Here is a 20,325-nt window from a genome sequence, read left to right as displayed (position 1 = left end):
GATAAGTCTGACAGCATGGCTACGCTTACCGCCATGCACGAAAAACCTATGCTGTATGGCATTTGCTATCGTGCCAATTACAAAATTGCGATGTCTACGACGGGCTACGCCTACGCGGCATAAAGCATATAGAAAATCACAAAGTTGAAGAATACCCATATCAACGTGTGAATAATTTTAATCAGCGTCAATTTGATTTTACTTTTCATAAAAGCAACGCAGGTACTTCAACACGATATTTAGGTACTTCAAAACGATATTTGGGTACTTCAAAACGATATTTAGGTACTTCAAAACGATATTTAGGTACTTCAAAACGATATTTGGGTACTTTAAAACGATATTTGGGTACTTCAAAACGATATTTGGGTACTTCAAAACGATATTTGGGTACTTCAACATGATATTCAGACGCTTGTGGACTCGCCAACGTCTTTGCTATCACCCAGTCGTATGAAATTTATACCTACATGAATTGCCCCTACGTCATTTTTACCAGATGTCTAATTAACGCCGACGCTTCACAAGGATGAATAGGGCGATCGCACTCACACCTAAAAGCCATCCCCCTGATGCTTCAGGGACGCTAACTTTCAAGGGATTACTGGGTTTAGAAAGATTTTCCTTTCCATTCTCAACTTTCCGATCAAAGCGATCGCCTTGAGCTTCTGCTGCTTTGAGTAACTGTCTTTGCTCATCGTTAACTAATACCAACATCGAAGAATAAGGGCTGACAATCTTGTACTTTTTGGCTACGGCATGAATCGCATCCAAACCTTTGAGGTTGTCTAACTTAATTTTTTTACTCAACCCTAAAATTAATTGTCTGGCTGCTAATGGCAATAAATCATCTTGTTGGTTGTTAGTTACAATTGCTGTGTCTAATGTTTGCAGATACCAAGCATAACCATTAACAACACTCACAATAGAATTACTCAAAATTGATTTAGTGGCAATTCGTTGTAGCACCTCAGAAATATCAACACCAACTCCACCACCGCTATCTTGCAATGATTTAATAATGCTATCGTTATAAGCCCCAGGTAATCCACCTAAATGTACCATCCACAAAGGTGCAGGCGAATCGGTAACGGTTTTATTGTTCTTTGATAATTCATAACTACCTTCATCACTCAACAGCAAAACGACATCATAAGCTGTATCTCCACGCAAATTATTAAATTGTGTCAGCATTTCTTGGGGTTGAATTGTGCCGTAAAAGGTAGCTTTTTCCGGTTGGAATTGCTGGAGATCATCTAACCGTTTGGGTGTAGCTTCTGGAGAAACACTGAGATATAAATCTGCATAATTGTTTGTTAAATCATTATCTGCAAAGCCGTATTTTTTCAACCATGATAATGTTTGCACTAATTCTTTAATATGTTTCCCCATACTACGAGAAGTATCGATAACTACAGCAACTCGCTGGTTTTTGGGTAAAGTGTAATCTTGATGAGATAAGGGTTTAGCTAATATTTTGTAGCCTTCTTCTAAATTTACTTCATGCAATACAGGCTGAATTTTTTCACTCGCAGGGATGTATTTTTCTAACCAAGTATCGTCTTTCAAACCGATTTCTTTGCCGTTGCGGATACGCTTGGTTTGATTAGTCCAGAATATATTACGTCTTTCACCTAAATCGGGCATTTCCCAACCCAAGTCTTGTCCTAGTACTTTGTAAGTTAACCATAAGTGCATTTCTGTGGGCAGTGCTACTTGCCTTTGTCTTTGTTGTACATTGTTAGGAGGAATAGGAAAAGCCCGTAAGCGATAATGTCTCGGGCCTACTTGTTCCAACAAAGCTGGATCTATAGGCCGTGAACGTCTAACTTGAGAATTATAAACTTTCTGGGCAGCACCGCGAGGAGAGACAACAAAAGGGAAACGTTGGTCTAATTTATTAGTATCTCCCAACCATAAGCCAGTAATTACAGCGCTTTCTGGCAAAGAAAAGGAGTAAAAAATTTCCTGAACTTCTTGTGTTTGGTTTTTATAAACTTCGTGCAATTCCACATCAGCCCAATCACCATGTTCTTTAACTGTGACTTGTTGTGATATCATTAAAACTTTTTTTTCATTAATATTCAATAAACCTGCTTTAACTTCTTCTTCATTAAAAGTAGATTGTACTGCGTGGCTAACTGCTGTTTTTTCTGCTTTTTGTAGAGGTGTATCAAAAAAATTGGCGTAAAGTTTTTCTGCCTTGGCGGGATCTTTGTCAGAACCATTATATAAAAATGGCGACATGAGAAAGTTATAAGTTGCTTGCAATCCATCAGTAGCCGATTTATCTAAGCCTAATACATGATGATACATAGCACTAATGTGATTATTTTCTTGCTTGCTGCTAAGGTAGCGGTAAGAAGATAAATAAGCATTAACTAATCCTGTACGGATTTGTTCTGACTTGGCTACAAGTGTTTGGCGTTCGCCATCATTTTTAGGTGCATTAGCTAAGAGTGAAAAAGCTAATACTTGGGGTTGTTGTTGTAAAGATACAAAAGTAACTGCAAACGCCACAACAACTGCACTTGCACCAGCAAATGTTTTATTCTTACCATGCTCTGAAGCAAAAGCTTTTAAAATTTTTGCTCCCGAATTTACATACATTGCTGTTAGCATCGATGGCATAGCAATAAACAAGGTGGCACTAAAACCAATAAGAGCCAGCCAAATGAGAATCACGAATACCCCTCCGAGAAAAGCTGAGTGATATAGTAAAGACCATAATGGTTTTAACCATGCAAATTTGATAAATTCTTGCAACAGAAATACTGCTAAAGGCAAGGCATAAAATAATAAAATTGCGCCTGCATAAATGCCAAATACCAGCATTAATGTATGGGCTAACATTTGTAACCATTGCAAACCACTTTTGCGTCGGTCAGCATAACCCCAAAATAATTCTCCAGCAAAAGCAGCTATACATACGCCAGTTATGATCAGAATTTGGCTACTGGCTGGTGTCAGTTCTCGAATCACAAATAACCGCAACAAACACAATACAAATAGCGGTGCTTCTATACCATAAAATAGGCGAACTACTTTCAAGGGTTGTTTAAGAAATTTCCAGCCACCGATAATACTAGAAAATGTGGGAATGGCAATTAAGGTAACTAGAGTCAAGGAAAATTCAGTTGGGATATCACCTGTTAAGGTTGCTTGAAACAATGGCACACCTACATAAGGTAATATTCCTATATAAACTAACATTAAAAATGCCAAGTTCCAGAGCCAAAATATTCCGTAGAAACTCGTATTCCAAAAAGAATTCACAGTTTTACTCCTCTAAGAATTAGTAGCGAACTAATCAATACTTAAAGCATAGTTCCTTCTTTTAATTTTTCCCTCAACACTAGTTTTTCTAACAATTTTCTTAGATAATTAAATCTTGATACAAGTTTAACACTGAACAATAAGATCCCCGACTTCTTTGAGAAGTCGGGGATCTAAGTCTCTCGATTTTCACAACTCATTTAGGATTGCTATAGTACAGCACAAAAGGAATTGCAAATCAAAAGTCAACTTATTTATGCCACTTTTAACATCACACTTTAATAGCAGCCTCAGCAGTCTATTCACAGGATATAAGGTTTTGTTATTTCTGGTTGGAGTCCGTGCGATCACGCTTTGTAATTTAAAGCACTGGCGATATTTGACATAATTGCACTCTGCACAGTACCTTTGTGCGATCGCCTTCCTATATAAAGGTAAGTCCGCGATCGCGTATGTCAGCTTTGTGGGAGAAACCCTATACGCACACAGTATTAGCGATCGCATTTTCTGGAAATTGAACACTGTGGATAAAATGCTAGATATGAAATGTCAATTTTTACTAAACGCCTTGTTCGCACAGATGAAAGCAGGGCATTGGTGGATCAGTGTCTTATTATGGATGACTTTAGCTACCCCTAGCATTGCATCTGTAATCTTGCGAATCGCAATTGAGAGAGGAGTTAATCAGGTAACAGTTGGCAGTTCTACAACTGCGTTGGTTAAAGATGGTACTGGTCATACTCTCGGAAAATTACCAGCAATGAGTTCATTTTATGCCCAAGCAGTTCCAGGCGGTGTAGCTTTAGATAAATGGCAGTCTGGTCTATTTTGGATTGAACCCACAGGCAAGGGATTCGTTTACATTGGCGAACGCTGGTATCGAGGCAGAACTCTCGTTGTCCCAACAGACAAAGGACTAACCGCCGTTAACTGGGTTGATGATGAAGAATATCTCTACAGTGTTGTTGGTGGCGAAATGGATACTGAGTGGCCTGCTGAAGCTTTGAAAGCACAAGCAGTTGCCGCCCGGACTTTTGCTCTCTATGAGCGAGAAAAACAACGCAATAATCCTGTTTACGATTTAGGCGATAGTCCAGATCATTGGCAGAATTATAAAGGAGTAATCAATGAAACTCCTAGTACTTATGCCGCCGTCGATGCAACTGATAAACAAGTACTAACTTATAAAGACAGCGTTATTCTCTCAGTTTTTCATGATTGTTCTGGAGGACATACTGAAAATGTCGAAGACGTTTGGGGAAGCCACGAGCCTTACTTGCGTGCCGTTGAAGATTACGATCAAAATGTTAGCGAGTGCAAATGGGTGAAAACTTTCTCCCCTAGAGAAATTAGCGCCAGAATTTCTGATGTCGGCAATGTTAAAGAGATGATTGTACAAACATACTCACCTTTTGGTAGTGTTAAAGCCTTAAAAATCGTTGGTGACAAAGCTACCATTGTACTGATTGGCGAAAAAGTACGTACAGCCCTAAAGATTAAAAGTACCCACTTTATTCTTACCAAATCCGCAGATGGTAGTTTTGTACTTCAAGGACTTGGATATGGTCATGCTTTAGGTATGAGTCAATGGGGCGCATACAATTTAGCTAAAAGAGGAGTAAACTATCTGCAAATTTTAGGGCATTATTATCAGGGCGTAGCTTTAAGTACCATTAATGCTAAATAACATGAAATTAATACTTCTGAGATAATTTTGGTTGATCTAAATACTGATAAACTAGATGAGAAACTTGGCGTACAAACTCTCTTCCTCGCTCATCATCATGGGGTCTAATCACAAAAATACCTGCCAAGTAATGCTTACCATTTGGCAAACTAATAATTCCTGCATCCCCAACCAAAAATCCAATATCTCCAGTTTTATGAGCAATAGTTCCACCTTTACCCACACCAGCCGCCAGTAACTTATTATTATGACAATGACGCAAGATATCTAAAACTTGTCCTTGACTACCCTCTGAAATCAACTTATGTTGGTCAACCAAGGCTGACAACCGGACTAAATCTGCCGGACTAGTGGTATTAGTGCCTTTAAAGTCTCCTAACATATTGCGAATCACTGTGTTTTTTAGTCCCCAACTGTGGAAACGCTGATTAAGTTTTGCTTTTCCGCCTAGACGATCGATAATCATGTTACTAGCAGTATTATCACTAATCGTAATCATTTTGTTAACAGTTTCTATTACACTCAGTTTGATTCCTGCTCGTTTATACTGTAAATCTCCGGAACCACTCGCTACTAAGTCACGTCGCATCACTAGCTTTTCATCAAGTTTGATGTTCCCAGCATCTACTTGTTCAAATAAAGCAATTAAAATTGGATACTTAATAGTGCTAGCTGCCGGAAATATCTTTTCACCATCAATATTCAAATAATTACCTGTTTCTATATCTAAAAAAAACATTCCCGGCTTGAGAAAACTGTAACGAGCCATTAATGCTTTAACTTGAGACTTTAGCTCTGGTATTTCTTTTCCTAATGGAATAATTCCACCAAATAAAGAAGTATCGTTTGTCTTACTGAAAATTTCCGGTTTATTGAGTTGAGGAATCAACTTTTTTTGCACAGTTCCGGTACTTTCAAAATTAGCCAATAAATACTTCCAATCTCTTGTTGACTCTAGATAATTCTGAGTTGAGTCAATTTTTTGAAATTTTAATCTTGCTGCCAAACTGGGCGATGTTAGTAACAAAATACTAAAAATAGGTAGTAAAAACCAGCGTAATCTCATTGATTTATTTCCGTGATAGCTTAATTTAATTAGACAGTTTTTTGGACAATTTATGTAGTGTACCTTTAATTTGACAAGATTGTAGTTATATTTATTTACAATGTCAAGATTTTAATTGATTATCTTGTTATCTAAATAATCGACAAATAATCTGAAATTTAAACTCAAGATTATTACATACTTTCTTGATAAAGATATTACAAAATTATGACGAAAGTATGTTTGATTTATCTGATTGCACTTCCAAGCATCAACTGTGAACAATTAAATGGCGCGGATAAGCGATCGCACTCTTGGCAATCTCTCAATAGATAGTTATACTTTCTCTGAAAGTAAGTAGATCGCTAGTCTAAACTTACTATCAATAGGGTGACTGATTGTTTGACTATTGCAGGAAGTTGACGTGATCAATAATAAAGAGAGTCTTTGGACTCCAGGTAAATTAGTTGGGCTGCTTATCTTATTATGTGGTGGCTTTAGTCTGGGTTTAATCATCTTTAGGAAAATCAATCTGTTTCAGTTTGATTCAAAACAGACTATAAATGTAAATAACGTAGCGGCAAATGTCGGAACTCAACAGCGAGTTGAGGAATTAAAGACAGCGATGCTCAAAAGTTGGCAAGGGGAAGCACAAGTAAAGGGGTTTTCTGATTCTATTCCATCAAGTTTTCAAGGTGCAATAATTGACTCAGCAAAACTCTCTCCATCTGAGAAAGTCATTGCTCTCACCTTCGATGATGGCCCTTGGCCTGAAAGTACAGCAGAAGTATTAGATATCCTGAAAAAAAATCAGATTAAAGGGACGTTTTTTGTAGTTGGAGAGAATGTAAAAAATTATCCCAACTTACTCAAGCAGGAAATTGCTGAAGGTCATGTTATTGGCAACCACACTTGGCATCATTGGTATCAATTCTTGAATCCACAAGCCGCTGCTTATGAAATTGACCACACTTCCGATCTCATTTTTAAAATTACAGGCTTAAAAACAAATTTATTTCGACCACCTGGAGGAGTCATGCATAATGGGGTAGTTGACTATGCTAGAAATAGTAAATACGCTATTATTATGTGGTCATCTGACTCTGTAGACTATTCCCGTCCTCCGGTTCCCAGATTAATCAGTAATATATTCAGAGAGGCAAAATCTGGTGGAATTGTGTTAATGCATGATGGTGGTGGTAATCGTTCTAGAACTGTACAAGCTTTACCAGAAATTATTAACAACTTTCGCAATCAGGGATATCGCTTTGTTACTATCCCTGAACTCTTAGAAATTCAAGATAAAAACCAAAAATTGATCGAAAATAAAAAGTAAAGTAACCCTGCTTAGAAAACTCCAATAAATAAATTATCCAATATTGTCTAATATTGTGGGCGAGACTGTGACTTTATCCGTTGCGGTAGAGGAAGTAAAGATATTAGTTAGTGAGTCACCACCGGAGGTAGCACTGTGCTGCACTCTGAGTTGTCCCCTGTGGCGACTCCATCTGATATCATGTCCAGGTAATCGCTTACGATATGTCATTGCGAACGAAGTGAAGCAATCACAAAGCCTCTGCGATTGCTTCACTTCGTTCGCAATGACAAGTGTTTAACCGGACATGATATGATAGGAAGTTAAATGAAGTGAAATAATGCTTACAATAATCAGTCTTTTGTAGAGACGACGATTCATCACTAGGATACAGACCCAAAAGAAAATAAACGCAGTTTAAGCGTAAGCTGAAAATAAAAGACTTGGGTGCTGGTAATATGTCGATTCCAGGAATTTCTGAAGCAATTAGCAGCTTTGGGAAGAGTAGAAGAGGCCATGTCTGCGGCTAAAATCCTCATGGAAAGAGCAGAAGAGGGTTTTGGCCTAGCAAAAATATTGCGGGAAGATGGGTATTTAGTTGAAGCGTTAGAAATATGTATTGCAGGTATAAATTTAACAGGTAACTGTTTATATGAATTTGCTACTTGGACAAGTGATTTAGCCCAAAGATTAGAAGATAATGCCACTGCGTTAACTGCCAGCATCATTGCTTTTAAAATCAGACCATCGTTTCGAGACTATGGTAAGATTCAAGACTATGCAGGAGAAACTTGGTTGACGCTCAAACAAGATTTACTGCAAACACTACGAGATCAGCCAGATTGGGGAATACAAGAAGCTCAAGTTGATATTTTCCTCCATGAAGGATTAATTGATGATGCAATTAAAACAGTAGAAAGAGATACTTACTATGATTCAAAACTGGTTCATCGAGTCATGGATGTAGTAGTTTCCCATCGTCCTGATTGGGTAATTGATAACGCTCGCAGACGGGCATAACCAATAATGGAACAAGGAAAAGCTGACCGTTATGACGCTGCGGTTAATTGGCTCAAAAAAGTAAAAGCTGCGTATCTTCAACTTGGACAAAAAGCTGAATGGTTTGCTTATCGCTCACAACTAGAAGCGGCTCATGGGTTCTTTTGAAAACTTCAATCAACGCTTTGCTACCCCCATTGAAAAATATCAAGATAAACTTGCACGTAATAAACTCAAAAAACTTATTCAACCATTTCTGTTGCGGCGAACAAAAATCAAGTACTGGAAGAGTTGCCATCTCGTACCGAAATTCTCCTTCATGTAGAGTTAAGTCGAGAGGAAAAGGCATTCTATGAAGCGTTGCGTCGTCAAGCCATATCTAAACTCACCGAAAGTGATGCAGAAGCAGGAAAGAAACATTTGCAAGTTTTGGCTGAGATTATGAAACTGCGTCGCGCTTGCTGTAATCCTAGTTTAGTGATGCCTGGCACGGAATTACCCAGTTCCAAGTTGCAACTTTTTGGTGAGGTGCTGGGTGAACTGCTAGAAAATCGTCATAAAGCGTTAGGTTTAGTCAGTTTGTTGACCATTTGCACATCATCCGCGATTATCTGGAGCAGCAAGGTATTAATTATCAATATCTAGATGGCAGCACTTCCGTGGCAGAGCGCAAAAAACGGGTCGATGCGTTCCAAGCTGGTTCAGGGGATGTATTTCTCATTAGTCTCAAAGCAGGGGGGACAGGACTTAATCTAACTGCGGCTGATTATGTCATCCATACAGACCCTTGGTGGAATCCCGCAGTCTCAGACCGCGCTCATCGGATTGGGCAACAACGCCCTGTTACCATTTATAGATTGGTAGCAAAGGATACTATTGAAGAAAAAATTGTGGAATTGCATCACCACAAGCGAGATTTGGCAGACAGCCTGTTGGAAGGTACTGAGATGAGTGGCAAGATATCAACGGAAGCCTTGTTACAGCTGATTAGTGAAGGTTAAGCTGTCAAAGAAGAGGAAAAGGGGCAGGGAGCAGGGAGCAGGGGGACAGGGGGAGAGTTTTGCCTCCCCTGCTTATCCGAGCAGTATTGAGACGTATGGGCATTGCTGTGTCCCTACGGGTGTACCTCACGCTTGTCGGGAAACGGTTATCTATAATCTTGACTTTGAATACTCCCTAAACGAGCAGCATCACGAATGTTATACTCAGGTCGAGTAAAGCGATTTAGCTGCATTTCAAAAAAATCTCGATTGGCTTGCAAATGTTTGGGGTTTTGATCATCTAATGGATATAAAAGTGCCGTTCGCAAGGCTTGAATTACCGCAGAAGTGACACAGTACATCGACCGTTGAAAGCTAACTCCCAACTGAATCAACATATCTTCTTCACCCCGGCAATGTTGGCTGTAGTAATCAACAAGATAAGGTGGCAAAAAATGCAACATATCTTGCATTAATAATGTCGGGGGAATGCCAGCAGTACCCACTGGAAATACATCAGCGTAAAGAATGCCATAGTGAAAGTCTTTCTGGTCTTCTGGTACTTGACGCGCTTGAGCATTATAGGATTTTGTCCCCCGGAAGGGTGCGGTGCGGTAAAAAACAGCTTCTACATAAGGTAATGCCGCTTCATATAGCCACATGAAACCCTTGGATTTAGGGACAATTTCGTAGCATTCGCCACGAATATAAACGTGATGGTAAATCGGACGACCTGCGATCGCAAATATACCATTAACTATGAAGCTCATCGCCTCTGGAACGCTGGTAATAGTACCTTCGTCATAGCGGTCTGACATTTCAAAGAATACTGGGGCCATGATTTCCCAGAATAAGCCCAGATTAGCGTAGTATGACATCTGGCGGCACTGTTCCAAAAACAGATCGGGGAACAGCTTGTAAAGTCCCAGCATGACGGGGTTCCCTTGGAAGTAAGCTTTAATTGCTCGGTCAGCGTTGGCTTTGTATTCGTCTGAATCTAGGTAAGGGTCAAATTGCCCACCCATCCCTCTGTGCCACAACATCGCCCGCATACAAGCTTCTGCAAATTCCATGTTAATGCGATCGTGGAACAAGTGATGCAACAACTTTGGCATTTTGAAAGTTTCACCCTTCTCAATAAATGCCAAAAGTTCGGGATGTGCAGTAGCTTCACCGCGCCAAATTCGTAAATCGGCATCATCACCAGCGTAATGATTATGCAGTTCTAAATACTCTTTGGGTAAGAAGTATTTAAAGAATGGTAACGGGTTTAAAAATTCGCGTTCGGCAATGTAAAGTAGGTCACGCCAGTAAAAATCCATCGGTACAGCATAAGCTTTGTACAAACCGATGATTTGCATTAAATTTTCTGGGGTATCGGGTAACATTGCACCGCCTGCTTCTAAACGGTGAATTACTTCGGCAAATTCGTGAGTAGAAGGAGGTAATTTAATTGCTGTTTTAATTGCTGTCATGGTAATCGTAAATTTGTAGAGACGCGATTTATCGCGTCTGGGAGTATAGATTTTGAGAGGTAATTTATTGCGTGTGGGGGGATAGATTTTGAGACGCGATAAATCGCCGTCTCTACAAGTGTTTTGATGTATTTTCTATTTCAACGCTACTTCAGAGATTACGGTTTTTTCTAAGGGGGGAATTGCAGCCACCATTGTTGTAGTTGTGGATTCACTCCAACGCACTAACCAAGTTGGTTGTACTCCCAAAAAGATGATGAAGGCTGCCAAAATTAAAGCTGGGATTTTCTCAGACCAAAGAACTTTGGGATAGTAGGCGATGTTATCGAGTCTGCCAAAACAGGTGCGGTTGAGGAGGATGAGAAAATAAACTGCGGTTAATCCACTAGCCACTATACACAAAATTGTCGGGATGGGGAAGGCAGAGAAACTACCTTGAAAGACGATAAATTCCGCGATAAATCCTGTTAAACCGGGAATACCTGCGCTAGCCATCCCACTTAAAACTAGTAAGGCGCTAATTAGAGGTAAACCGCGTATGGGACTCATTAAACCATTGAGTTTATCTAACTCGCGGGTACCGACTTTGGCTTCTACGACTCCCACCAAGTGGAAGAGAATTGCCAAGATGATACCGTGGCTGAACATTTGGGCGACTGCACCGACGAGTGCTAAGGGAGTACTAGCAGCACCAGCTAGCAAGATATAGCCCATGTGACCGACGGAACTGTATGCTACCATGCGCTTGATGTCTTTTTGAGCGATCGCAACTACTGCCCCATAAATAGCGCTGATTGCTCCCCAAATTGCGAGAGTCGGTGCAATAATACTCCAAGCATGGGGAAACATACCCAATCCAAATCGCAGCAATCCATAAGTTCCCAGTTTTGCTAACACGCCACCGAGAAGAATGGCAATTGGTGCTGAAGCCTCAACATAAGCATCGGGTAGCCAAGTATGGAAGGGAATTAAAGGAATTTTAATCCCAAAACCTAATACTATTCCCGCTAGTAAAAGAATTTGCTTCGCTGTTGAAAGATTTTCTATAGAGACTGCATCAAAAGCAAAATTGGTAGAACCACTCAGCCACACCATACCTAAGAATGTCGCCAGAATTAATGCTCCCGATACAGCAGTATAAATCAGGAATTTCATCCCAGCATAACCCCGTTTTGTTCCTCCCCAAATGGAAATTAGTAAATAAAAGGGGATTAATTCTAGTTCGTAGAATAGGAAGAATAGCAGCAGATTTTCAGCAAGGAAAGCACCTGCAACTCCACCACTAACTAATAAAATCATGGAGTAGAACAGCCGGGGGCGTTCAGTTTCTTTACTACTGCTGTAAATAGCAATCCAGGTGAGGAGGCTATTTAAGACCAACATCAAGATTGAAAGTCCATCAACACCTATTTGATAGCTCAAGCCAAGAGTTTCATTCCAGGGTAAATACTCTTTAAATTGCATTCCTGGATTGCTGATATCAAATTTTAGCAGGATAAACAGGTTCCAAAAGAGAACTATGCCTGAAAAGATTAATGCTATTAAACGAATGCGATATTTAGGGATACTTATCGGTAATATTGCTATGAAAAGAGCAGCGAATATCGGCAGCCAAATCAAGACACTTAACATGGTAATTTTGTCCTTTGTTCTTGGTTATTTGTCCTTTGTCTTTTGTCCTGTATGACTTACTCTTAGCCAATGACCAATGACTAATGACAAAGGACAAAAAATCTAACTTACTAAACTGATTTCTCCAGTATCTAAATCGTAATAGCCACCGACTATTTTCAGCTTCTCAGCCTTGATTAACTCAGATAAAACTGTCGATGATTTCAATTTTTCAACTTGCGCTAAAACATTTGCTTTACAAGCATTTGCTAACTTATCTCCTGATTTATTTTTTGAGCTTTCTACACTTGGTTTAATAGCTTCAAGCAAACTTCCAATTTGCCCTGGGACTTCAGCACCTTTAATTGCGGCCTCTACTGCACCGCATCTTTCATGCCCCACGACCATGATAACTTTGGAACCTAATACTAAGCTACCAAATTCTAAGCTACCAATTTGCTGTGTCGTGGCAATATTACCAGCTATCCGGCAGACAAATAAATCTCCAAGTCCTTGGTCAAAAACAATCTCTGAAGGAACTCGTGAATCTGCACAACCTAAAATAGAAGCGAAGGGTTTTTGACCTTTGGCAACTTCGACTAAACGTGAATATGTTTGGTCGGGATTACGACGTTTTCTTTTAGCAAATCTTTCATTTCCATCTAATAGCTCTTGCAGTGCTTTATCGGGCGTAATATCTTCTTGTACTGGTTTTTTTTCTACTGCAAGCAAGTTTGAACCAAGTCCGGCTGTCAATACACCTGTACCGATCGCACCTGCACCAAACTTCAATAAACCTCTTCTGGAAAGATTGATTTGGGGATGTTGTATGCTCATTAAATTCTCCTCACAATATTAAACTGTTAACTTTTTGTAGGATAGTTACTGCTATCCAATTGTCGAGATTTGAAAAACCAAATTTAAAAACTGTATTCCCCAATATGGCCAAGTTACCCACATTCCCAAAAGACTCACTCCTAGAAGAACAGTGAGTGCATAAAACTGGGTTTGCCCAGAGGTGCTATATTTAAGACCTTCGCCACCTAAAAGCGAAAATAAACCAACGAAATTAACGATGCCATCGACTACAAATCGGTCAATCATATCGGCAAGTTGGGAAATTTTGGCAACTCCAAAAATGATGGTCATTTTATAGAGTTTGGGGGTGTAAAAGTCGTATGCAAATAAATCTTGTAATCCTTGCCAAGGGAGGCGAATCGGTTTAGGAATATTGCCTAAGTAAATCACGCCGGTGATGCTGCAACCGAAAATACTCGACCAAATTAACAGCAGTGCGACATCTTTATTGAGACTTGCCCAATCGGGTAAAAGTGATAAGCTTTGCAACACTAAAGGAAGATGTAGACTGACACCAAGTAAAATCATCATTGGCAAAATCATCGGCCAGTGGGCTTCAGGCGATCGCTGACTCATTTGTGTGGCTTTACCACCAAAAATTAAGCCGAATTCTCTGGTTAAACTCACGGCTGTTAAAGCATTTACCACAATCACTACTCCCACTAACCAAGGTTGCGTTTCCCACAAACTATCTGCTAGTTTCATCAGTGCCCAAAAGCTACCCAGTGGTGGGAAACCAATTAATCCCAATGTGCCGACGATAAAAGCGATCGCAGAAATTGGGCGACGTGTCCACAATCCGCCTAATTGGGTAACATCTTGGGTGATACTATTCCAGATAATTCCTCCGGTACTCATCACCAACAGGGCTGCGGATATGGCATGGGTGAGTACTAACAATAGTGCAGCTTCGTATTGTTGGACTCCCACAGCGATGAATACTAAACCCATGTATGCACTGACAGAATAGGATTGGCAGCGTTTGAGATCGATTTGAGCGATCGCAATTAATGAAGCACCCAACGCTGTCACGACTCCAATTCCCACCATCGCTGAGGAAACTATGGGCGAAATGGTTAACACAGGTTGCAATTTAATCAGCACCCATGCACCACTAGCGACTACTACCGAATTCCGCAAAATGGTACTGGGAACCGGGCCTTCCATCGCTTCATCTAACCACAGATGCAGGGGAAACTGGGCACACTTACCCATCGGCCCGGCAATTAAGGCTAAACCTACCAGTGCCATTGTTGTCGGGTTGACGTTAGCTGTAGCCGCCCACTGGGCTAGTTCTGGATAACTCCAAGTTCCGGCGAGAGGCCACAATGCCAACACGCCCATTAGCAAGAATAAGTCTCCCACCCGCTTGGTTAAGAAAGCGTCTCTTGCACCTGAAACTACCAACGGCTGGCTAAACCATAAGCCGACTAGTAGATAGGTTCCTAGCGTGAGGACTTCCAAAATTACATAGCTGAAAAACAAGTTATTACACAAAGCAAGGGCACATAATCCCGCTTCAAATAATCCTAATAAAGAATAGAAGCGTCCCCAACCCCAATCCATTTCCATGTAGCCGATGGCATAAATCTGCGCCAGCAAATTCAAGCCTGTAATCACAACTAAAGCGCCGACACTCACTGAGGATATTTCCAAAGCAATTGTCAGGTCTAAACCAGCAGTAGATAACCAAGGAATAAATACTTCTTGGGCTGGGTGATTCCAAGTTGCTTGTAAAGCGATCGCACTATGTACAAACGCCAAAAATGTCATTACCAAATTTACGTAACCCGCCGGTCTTGGCCCTGTTTTCCGAATGATCCCTGGCGACCAAGGCACGGCTAACAAGCCACCTATTAAGGCATAGCACGGAACTAGCCAAACAGTCTCTAGTAGAAACTGAGCCATTAATTTACCTCTAAATTTGTCATCAAAAATTATGGGTTTTGAGTCAACTGGCGTTGATCCCAGTTAACCCCGCGATGATCCACGACGGGCAACGCCTACGCAGAACATACAAATTTATGTTTATTTAATTTTGTTAGAAACAGCTTACCGTTATATCTGTCAAAATGGAATTAGCTAATTAAATAAATTTAGGATAATAACTCTAATTATTTCTTATATAATCAACTATTTTAGCAAGTAATAATAGGTATTTATTCTTATCTATACATCAAATGAGGGATAAATCAATAGTTATCATTAGTTTTATCAATTGATATAAATGACAAGAGACGCAATCAATCGCGTCTCTACAAATCAACTAAAGATAATTTATATTTGGGTGATTTTGTCAACCTGCCATTGAGAGATAATAATGGCAGGTGGTGAGTCAACTTGGCTAATGGGGGCGGGTTTCATATCTCGGTAGTCTAAGAGTTGGACTACGATGAGGTAAGCGATCGCTAAAATCACCGAAATCGCACCTGTAAGAATAGCAATTATTTTTGAACGTTCCATCAATATTTCCTGTAATGCAAGTTATTGCGCTGTGCCTATCTCTACATTAATACTTGAGAAACACATGACACACTTGACGATGCGATCGCTAAAATAGCAGAAATCGCACCTGTAAACCGTTATAGAATTTTGAGTAAGAATTAAATTGCAAAACCGCAGATGCTTTCTTCACCCATCTGGGTATGCAATACGGTTCGGATAAGATCCCCCCGCCTGCGGCGACCCCCTTAAAAAGGGGGTAAATATCAAAAAAAGCCCCCCTTTTTAAGGGGGGTTGGGGGGATCTTCGAGAGACAAACATGTTAACCAAACCGTATTGTGTAGGTATGAGCTTTCAGCTAGTTACCTAGTTTTAACTCTTGACAAACCGCAAAAATCTTGAACTTGTCACGCATCAAACAGCGGTAAATCATTTAAGTCGCTTTTAATAAAAACGTGTAAAAATGAGCCTTTTAGCCTCGACATTGAGCCTTTGAGCCTCGACATTGAGCCTTTGAGCCTCGACATTGAGCCTCTGAACCTCGACGTTGAGCCTCTGAACCTCGACGTTGAGCCTTTGAGCCTCGACGTTGAGCCTCTGAACCTCGACGTTGAGCCTTTGAGCCTCGACGTTGAGCCTCTGAACCTCGACGTTGAGCCTTTGAGCCTCGACGTTGAGCCTTTGAGCCTCAAAGTTGACCTTCTGAGCCTCGAAGTTGCACCTTTGAAGCTCAACTAACAAATATATCTAACCATTCTTGAATTTACAGGGGTGAGCGTGTAGTAAAATTTGCTCACCTCCGTAAAGTGGAACATGGCTTTAGACTTCTCCGGTCAAAATCTCCGAGGACGCAATTTCAAAGGTAGACAAGACCTTGCCGGTGCAAACTTTAGCTATGCCGACATCCGAGGGGCAAATTTCACTAATGCTAATTTAACAGGGGCAAACTTCAGTCATGCCAAAGCTGGACTGCAACGCCGTTGGGCAATTTTCTTAGTCCTTGTCTCGTGGCTGTTGTCGGGAATATCAGGGTTTTTATGGGCTTTGAATGGTTATCTTGTGTCACTAATATTTAATACTTCCGGCTTAGAGAATCAGATTAGCGGCTGGCTTGCCCTAATCGTATTAATTGCCTTTTTCTTCGTCACAATTCGCCAAGGAATAGCAGCAGTAGCTGGAGCCTTAGCTTTCACCTTCGCCTTCGCTTTCGCCTTCGCTTTCGTCTTAGCCGGAGCCGTAGCTGGAGCCGGAGGCTTCCTCGTAGCCGGAGCCTTAGCCCTAGCCTTCGCCCTAGCCTTCGCCTTCACCGTAGCCTTAGCCGGAGCCTTTGCCGTAGCCGGAGCCTTAGCCTTCGCCTTCGCCTTCACCGTAGCCTTAGCCGGAGCCTTCGCGGGAGCCGGAGCCGGAGCTGTAGCCGTAGCCGGAACGTTATTTAGTATCTACATCAGCTGGCGAGCCATGAAAGGAGACGAAAAACACTCCTTGATTCGTAATATTGCAATCGCTTTTGCAGCTACAGGAGGTACAAGTTTTCGTGGCGCTAATTTAACCAATGCTGATTTCACCCAAGCCACACTCAAAAGTACAGATTTGCGAAACACTATTCTTATCTGTAGCCGTTGGCATCAAGCCAAAATGCTTGACCGTGTTCGTCCTGGCTCAACTTATCTGCAAAATTCACAAATACGTCAACTCCTGGTTACAGGACAGGGACAGGATAAGAATTTTTACCGTGAAAATCTGCGAGGTATCAACTTACAAAAAGCAAATTTAGCAGATGCCAGCTTTATAGGCGCTGATCTCAGTGAAGCCAACTTGCAAGATGCGGATTTGTCAAGAGCAAAGCTAAAGCAAACGCAACTAGACGGCACAGATTTAACAGGTGCAACACTCACCGGCGCGTACATTGAAGATTGGGGCATTACAAATACAACTAAATTGCATGGGGTAAGGTGTGAATATGTCTTTATGCGCTTACCCACCAAAGAAGACCCCGATCCCCTCCGCAAACCTGATAATAAACAAGAGGTATTTGCAGACAAGGATTTTGCCGAATTTATCCAGCCAATTTTTGACACCCTCGACCTTTACCACAATCAAGGCGTTGACCCTCGCGCCGTTGCCATAGCTTTCAAAAACCTTGTCGAAAACCATCCCGAAGCCGAGTTAGAAATCGTGGCAATGGAGAAACGCGGCGATGATAAAATCTTGCTCAGAGCCAAAACCGCCGCAGGTAGCGATAAATCTCAACTGAGTGCAGAATATTTTGATGACTATAATCAACTCAAAGCTTTATCGCAGAGTCAGCAATTATTGCTGGTAGAAAAAGATAAACGCATTATTAGTTTAGAAAATATGGTAGAAACTGCTCTCAAGCAGCCGAAATTTTATACTCAAGGAGATACAAATATGTCTGATATCAGTGGCATCAATATTGAAGGCAGCAGTAATGTTAGCGGTATCGCTGGCAATAATTCTATTGCTAATCTAGGAACCATTAGCGGAAATGTGAGTATTGCCCTCAATCAGTTACCTGATGCAACCGATGCCGAGAAACCAGGAATCAAAGAATTATTGTCGCAATTGCAAGATGCGATCGTACAATCCACATATTTGTCAGAAGAAGACAAAACCGAAGCGCTAGAACAGGTGAACACTTTAGCAGAAGTGGGCAAAAATCCTCAAGAACCGACCAAGCAAAAGACGGCAAAAACTGCAATCACCATGTTGAAAGGGATATTTACAGGCTTACCTGCTGTTGCTTCTCTGGTGGAGGCGACTAATAAATTATTGCCTGCGATCGCAAAACTATTCGGTTTGGGATAATTTAACGTGAGGTCTTTTAAATAAAAAATCCTTAAAAGGATGTTTTAAAAGTTCTTTGGTCGGTAGCAAAACGTTTTAGATCCCCCTAAATCCCCCTTAAAAAGGGGGACTTTGATTTCGGTTCCCCCCTTAAAAAGGGGGGTTAGGGGGGATCTCTCTTGCGTAAGTCCTGTTCCAATTGCGATTTACTCGGCCACGATCGCATCTACTTTCTTCATTCTCAGGTAGTTTTGGAATGTAGAGTTGAATTTTTCCAAAATGTCTTTAACTGAAGAAATTCTTTCCCAATTACCCGGCGATGTTTTAGGAGGATTGCGCCAAAGCGATCGCATCCTCACATCCCTGAGAGAAAACACCGCACCTATACCAACCTTAGTTAAAGAAAGTCAACAAACTTTAGACGCTGTAGACTTCGATGTAATTATCTGCGGTGGCACTTTAGGCATTTTAATTGGTTGCGCCTTAGCGGTGAAGGGATTGCAGGTAGCATTGCTGGAACGGGGAATTTTGCGGGGGAGGGAACAAGAGTGGAATATTTCTCGCAAAGAATTAGATGTATTTGTGGAATTGAACTTGCTGACTGAGGAAGAATTAGAGAGTGCGATCGCCACTCAATATAACCCAGCGCGAGTTAGTTTTGCTGGCGGTACAGAAGTTTGGGTAGAGGATGTCTTAAATATCGGCGTAGATCCAGTTTATCTACTCGCTACCTTGAAAACTCGATTTCTCGCCGTCGGTGGAAAGTTGTTAGAAAACACACCTTTTACCGAAGCCGTGGTTCATCCAGATGGGGTGATGGTAAATAACCAATTCAAAACTCGGTTATTAATCGACGCGATGGGACATTTTTCACCCATCACTCAACAAGCACGCCAAGGCAAAAAACCAGATGCGCTGTGCTTGGTTGTGGGAAGTTGCGCTCAAGGTTTTCCAGAAAATAACTCAGGCGATTTGTTATTATCATTCACATCTTTGCAAAATCAATGTCAGTACTTCTGGGAAGCCTTTCCAGCTAGGGATGGCAGAACCACTTACCTCTTTACCTATATGGATGCAGAACCTCAACGTTTGAGTTTAGAAGCTCTATTTGAGGAATATCTGCGTTTTTTACCAGAATATCAGGGAGTGGAGTTGAGCAAACTGAAATTTCAACGGGCGCTATTTGGTTTCTTTCCCACCTATCGCCAAAGTCCCTTAAAAACTCCTTGGAATCGCATTCTACCAGCCGGAGATAGCAGTGGTAATCAATCTCCCTTGAGTTTTGGTGGTTTTGGGGCAATGGTGCGTCACCTGAAGCGTTTAACTTATGGCATTTCCGAAGCGCTGGAAACAGAACAATTATCTGCACAAGCCTTAGTACAGCTACAACCCTATCAGCCAAGTTTGACTGTCACCTGGTTGTTTCAAAAGGCGATGAGTGTTGGTGTAAATCAGAAAATTGCTCCAGATCAAATTAACCAACTACTCTCAGCAGTATTTCAGGAAATGCAACAGTTGGGTACACCAGTGCTAAAACCATTTTTACAAGATATAGTGCAGTTTTCGGCACTAACGCAAACACTGTTAAAAACAGGTTTATATCATCCTGGAATAGTTGCCAAGATAATTCCACAAGTAGGTTTGACAAGTTTGTTAGATTGGATGTTACATTACAGTAATTTAGGTGTGTACACTGCCTTGTTTTGGTTAAGTCCAATGCTAGAAACATGGATTAAGAATCAACCAAAAGAACAACAATATTATTGGCATCGTTTGATTGATGCTTGGAAGTATGGTTCTGGCGGTGATCAAGGAAGATGAAACTTAGAAT

Annotated in this window: 16 protein-coding genes and 1 pseudogene; 7 read left to right on the top strand and 10 right to left on the bottom strand. The window is 41.0% G+C overall.

The window, feature by feature from the left end:
• Positions 1 to 205 precede the first annotated feature (205 nt).
• Positions 206 to 430: a hypothetical protein gene (locus HWQ39_RS06065; protein WP_292842622.1), complete on the bottom strand. Its 225-nt coding sequence runs from the start codon at positions 428 to 430 to the stop codon at positions 206 to 208.
• 77 nt (positions 431 to 507) lie between these two features.
• The gene (locus HWQ39_RS06060) at positions 508 to 3,276 is read right to left on the bottom strand and encodes a TIGR02921 family PEP-CTERM protein (RefSeq protein WP_292842620.1); all 2,769 of its coding nucleotides are present in this window, start codon (positions 3,274 to 3,276) and stop codon (positions 508 to 510) included.
• 541 nt (positions 3,277 to 3,817) lie between these two features.
• On the opposite strand from HWQ39_RS06060, the gene HWQ39_RS06055 reads away from it, so the two are divergent.
• Entirely contained in the window at positions 3,818 to 4,963 is a 1,146-nt protein-coding gene (locus tag HWQ39_RS06055; RefSeq protein ID WP_292842645.1) for a SpoIID/LytB domain-containing protein, read from the top strand.
• Between the two features lie 7 nt (positions 4,964 to 4,970).
• Here the strand turns inward: HWQ39_RS06055 and HWQ39_RS06050 are convergent, their stop codons facing one another.
• Positions 4,971 to 6,029: a serine hydrolase gene (locus HWQ39_RS06050; RefSeq protein ID WP_292842618.1), complete on the bottom strand. Its 1,059-nt coding sequence runs from the start codon at positions 6,027 to 6,029 to the stop codon at positions 4,971 to 4,973.
• A gap of 403 nt (positions 6,030 to 6,432) precedes the next feature.
• Here HWQ39_RS06050 and HWQ39_RS06045 point away from each other — a divergent pair, with 403 nt between their 5' ends.
• Positions 6,433 to 7,344 (top strand): polysaccharide deacetylase family protein, encoded by a 912-nt coding sequence (locus tag HWQ39_RS06045; protein WP_292842616.1) that lies wholly within the window; start codon positions 6,433 to 6,435, stop codon positions 7,342 to 7,344.
• A 33-nt stretch (positions 7,345 to 7,377) separates the two neighbouring features.
• Here HWQ39_RS06045 and HWQ39_RS06040 read toward each other — a convergent pair whose 3' ends face one another.
• Entirely contained in the window at positions 7,378 to 7,554 is a 177-nt protein-coding gene (locus tag HWQ39_RS06040) for a hypothetical protein (RefSeq protein WP_292842614.1), read from the bottom strand.
• 216 nt (positions 7,555 to 7,770) lie between these two features.
• On the opposite strand from HWQ39_RS06040, the gene HWQ39_RS06035 reads away from it, so the two are divergent.
• From HWQ39_RS06035 to HWQ39_RS06025, 3 genes and pseudogenes are all read left to right on the top strand, one after another.
• Entirely contained in the window at positions 7,771 to 8,343 is a 573-nt protein-coding gene (locus tag HWQ39_RS06035; RefSeq protein ID WP_292842612.1) for a hypothetical protein, read from the top strand.
• Between the two features lie 6 nt (positions 8,344 to 8,349).
• Positions 8,350 to 8,490: a hypothetical protein gene (locus tag HWQ39_RS06030; protein WP_292842610.1), complete on the top strand. Its 141-nt coding sequence runs from the start codon at positions 8,350 to 8,352 to the stop codon at positions 8,488 to 8,490.
• A pseudogene (locus HWQ39_RS06025) lies at positions 8,474 to 9,323 on the top strand (DEAD/DEAH box helicase); the annotation flags it as partial. The gene HWQ39_RS06030 and the pseudogene HWQ39_RS06025, both read left to right, overlap by 17 nt.
• Before the next feature lie 146 nt (positions 9,324 to 9,469).
• On the opposite strand, the gene HWQ39_RS06020 reads toward HWQ39_RS06025, so the two are convergent.
• From HWQ39_RS06020 to HWQ39_RS05995, 6 genes are all read right to left on the bottom strand, one after another.
• Positions 9,470 to 10,777 (bottom strand): CO2 hydration protein, encoded by a 1,308-nt coding sequence (locus HWQ39_RS06020; RefSeq protein ID WP_292842608.1) that lies wholly within the window; start codon positions 10,775 to 10,777, stop codon positions 9,470 to 9,472.
• A gap of 135 nt (positions 10,778 to 10,912) precedes the next feature.
• Positions 10,913 to 12,409: an NADH-quinone oxidoreductase subunit M gene (locus tag HWQ39_RS06015; protein ID WP_292842606.1), complete on the bottom strand. Its 1,497-nt coding sequence runs from the start codon at positions 12,407 to 12,409 to the stop codon at positions 10,913 to 10,915.
• 102 nt (positions 12,410 to 12,511) lie between these two features.
• Positions 12,512 to 13,225, bottom strand: coding sequence for a carbonic anhydrase (locus HWQ39_RS06010; RefSeq protein ID WP_292842604.1), 714 nt, complete (start codon positions 13,223 to 13,225; stop codon positions 12,512 to 12,514).
• Positions 13,226 to 13,276: 51 nt separating this feature from the next.
• Positions 13,277 to 15,154, bottom strand: a complete 1,878-nt coding sequence (locus HWQ39_RS06005) for an NAD(P)H-quinone oxidoreductase subunit F (protein WP_292842602.1) — start codon at positions 15,152 to 15,154, stop codon at positions 13,277 to 13,279.
• A gap of 369 nt (positions 15,155 to 15,523) precedes the next feature.
• Positions 15,524 to 15,709: a hypothetical protein gene (locus tag HWQ39_RS06000; RefSeq protein WP_292842600.1), complete on the bottom strand. Its 186-nt coding sequence runs from the start codon at positions 15,707 to 15,709 to the stop codon at positions 15,524 to 15,526.
• A gap of 424 nt (positions 15,710 to 16,133) precedes the next feature.
• On the bottom strand, positions 16,134 to 16,430 hold the full coding sequence (locus HWQ39_RS05995) for a hypothetical protein (RefSeq protein WP_292842598.1): 297 nt from the start codon (positions 16,428 to 16,430) through the stop codon (positions 16,134 to 16,136).
• 72 nt (positions 16,431 to 16,502) lie between these two features.
• On the opposite strand from HWQ39_RS05995, the gene HWQ39_RS05990 reads away from it, so the two are divergent.
• Positions 16,503 to 18,515 (top strand): pentapeptide repeat-containing protein, encoded by a 2,013-nt coding sequence (locus HWQ39_RS05990; protein WP_292842596.1) that lies wholly within the window; start codon positions 16,503 to 16,505, stop codon positions 18,513 to 18,515.
• Positions 18,516 to 18,773: 258 nt separating this feature from the next.
• On the top strand, positions 18,774 to 20,315 hold the full coding sequence (locus HWQ39_RS05985; protein WP_292842594.1) for an FAD-binding oxidoreductase: 1,542 nt from the start codon (positions 18,774 to 18,776) through the stop codon (positions 20,313 to 20,315).
• Positions 20,316 to 20,325: the final 10 nt, after the last annotated feature.

This window comes from Nostoc sp. NMS8 (assembly GCF_017115045.1).
Lineage (GTDB): Bacteria > Cyanobacteriota > Cyanobacteriia > Cyanobacteriales > Nostocaceae > Nostoc.
The sequence above is the reverse complement of the archived record's forward strand: the minus strand, read 5'-3'. Positions and strand labels throughout refer to the sequence as shown.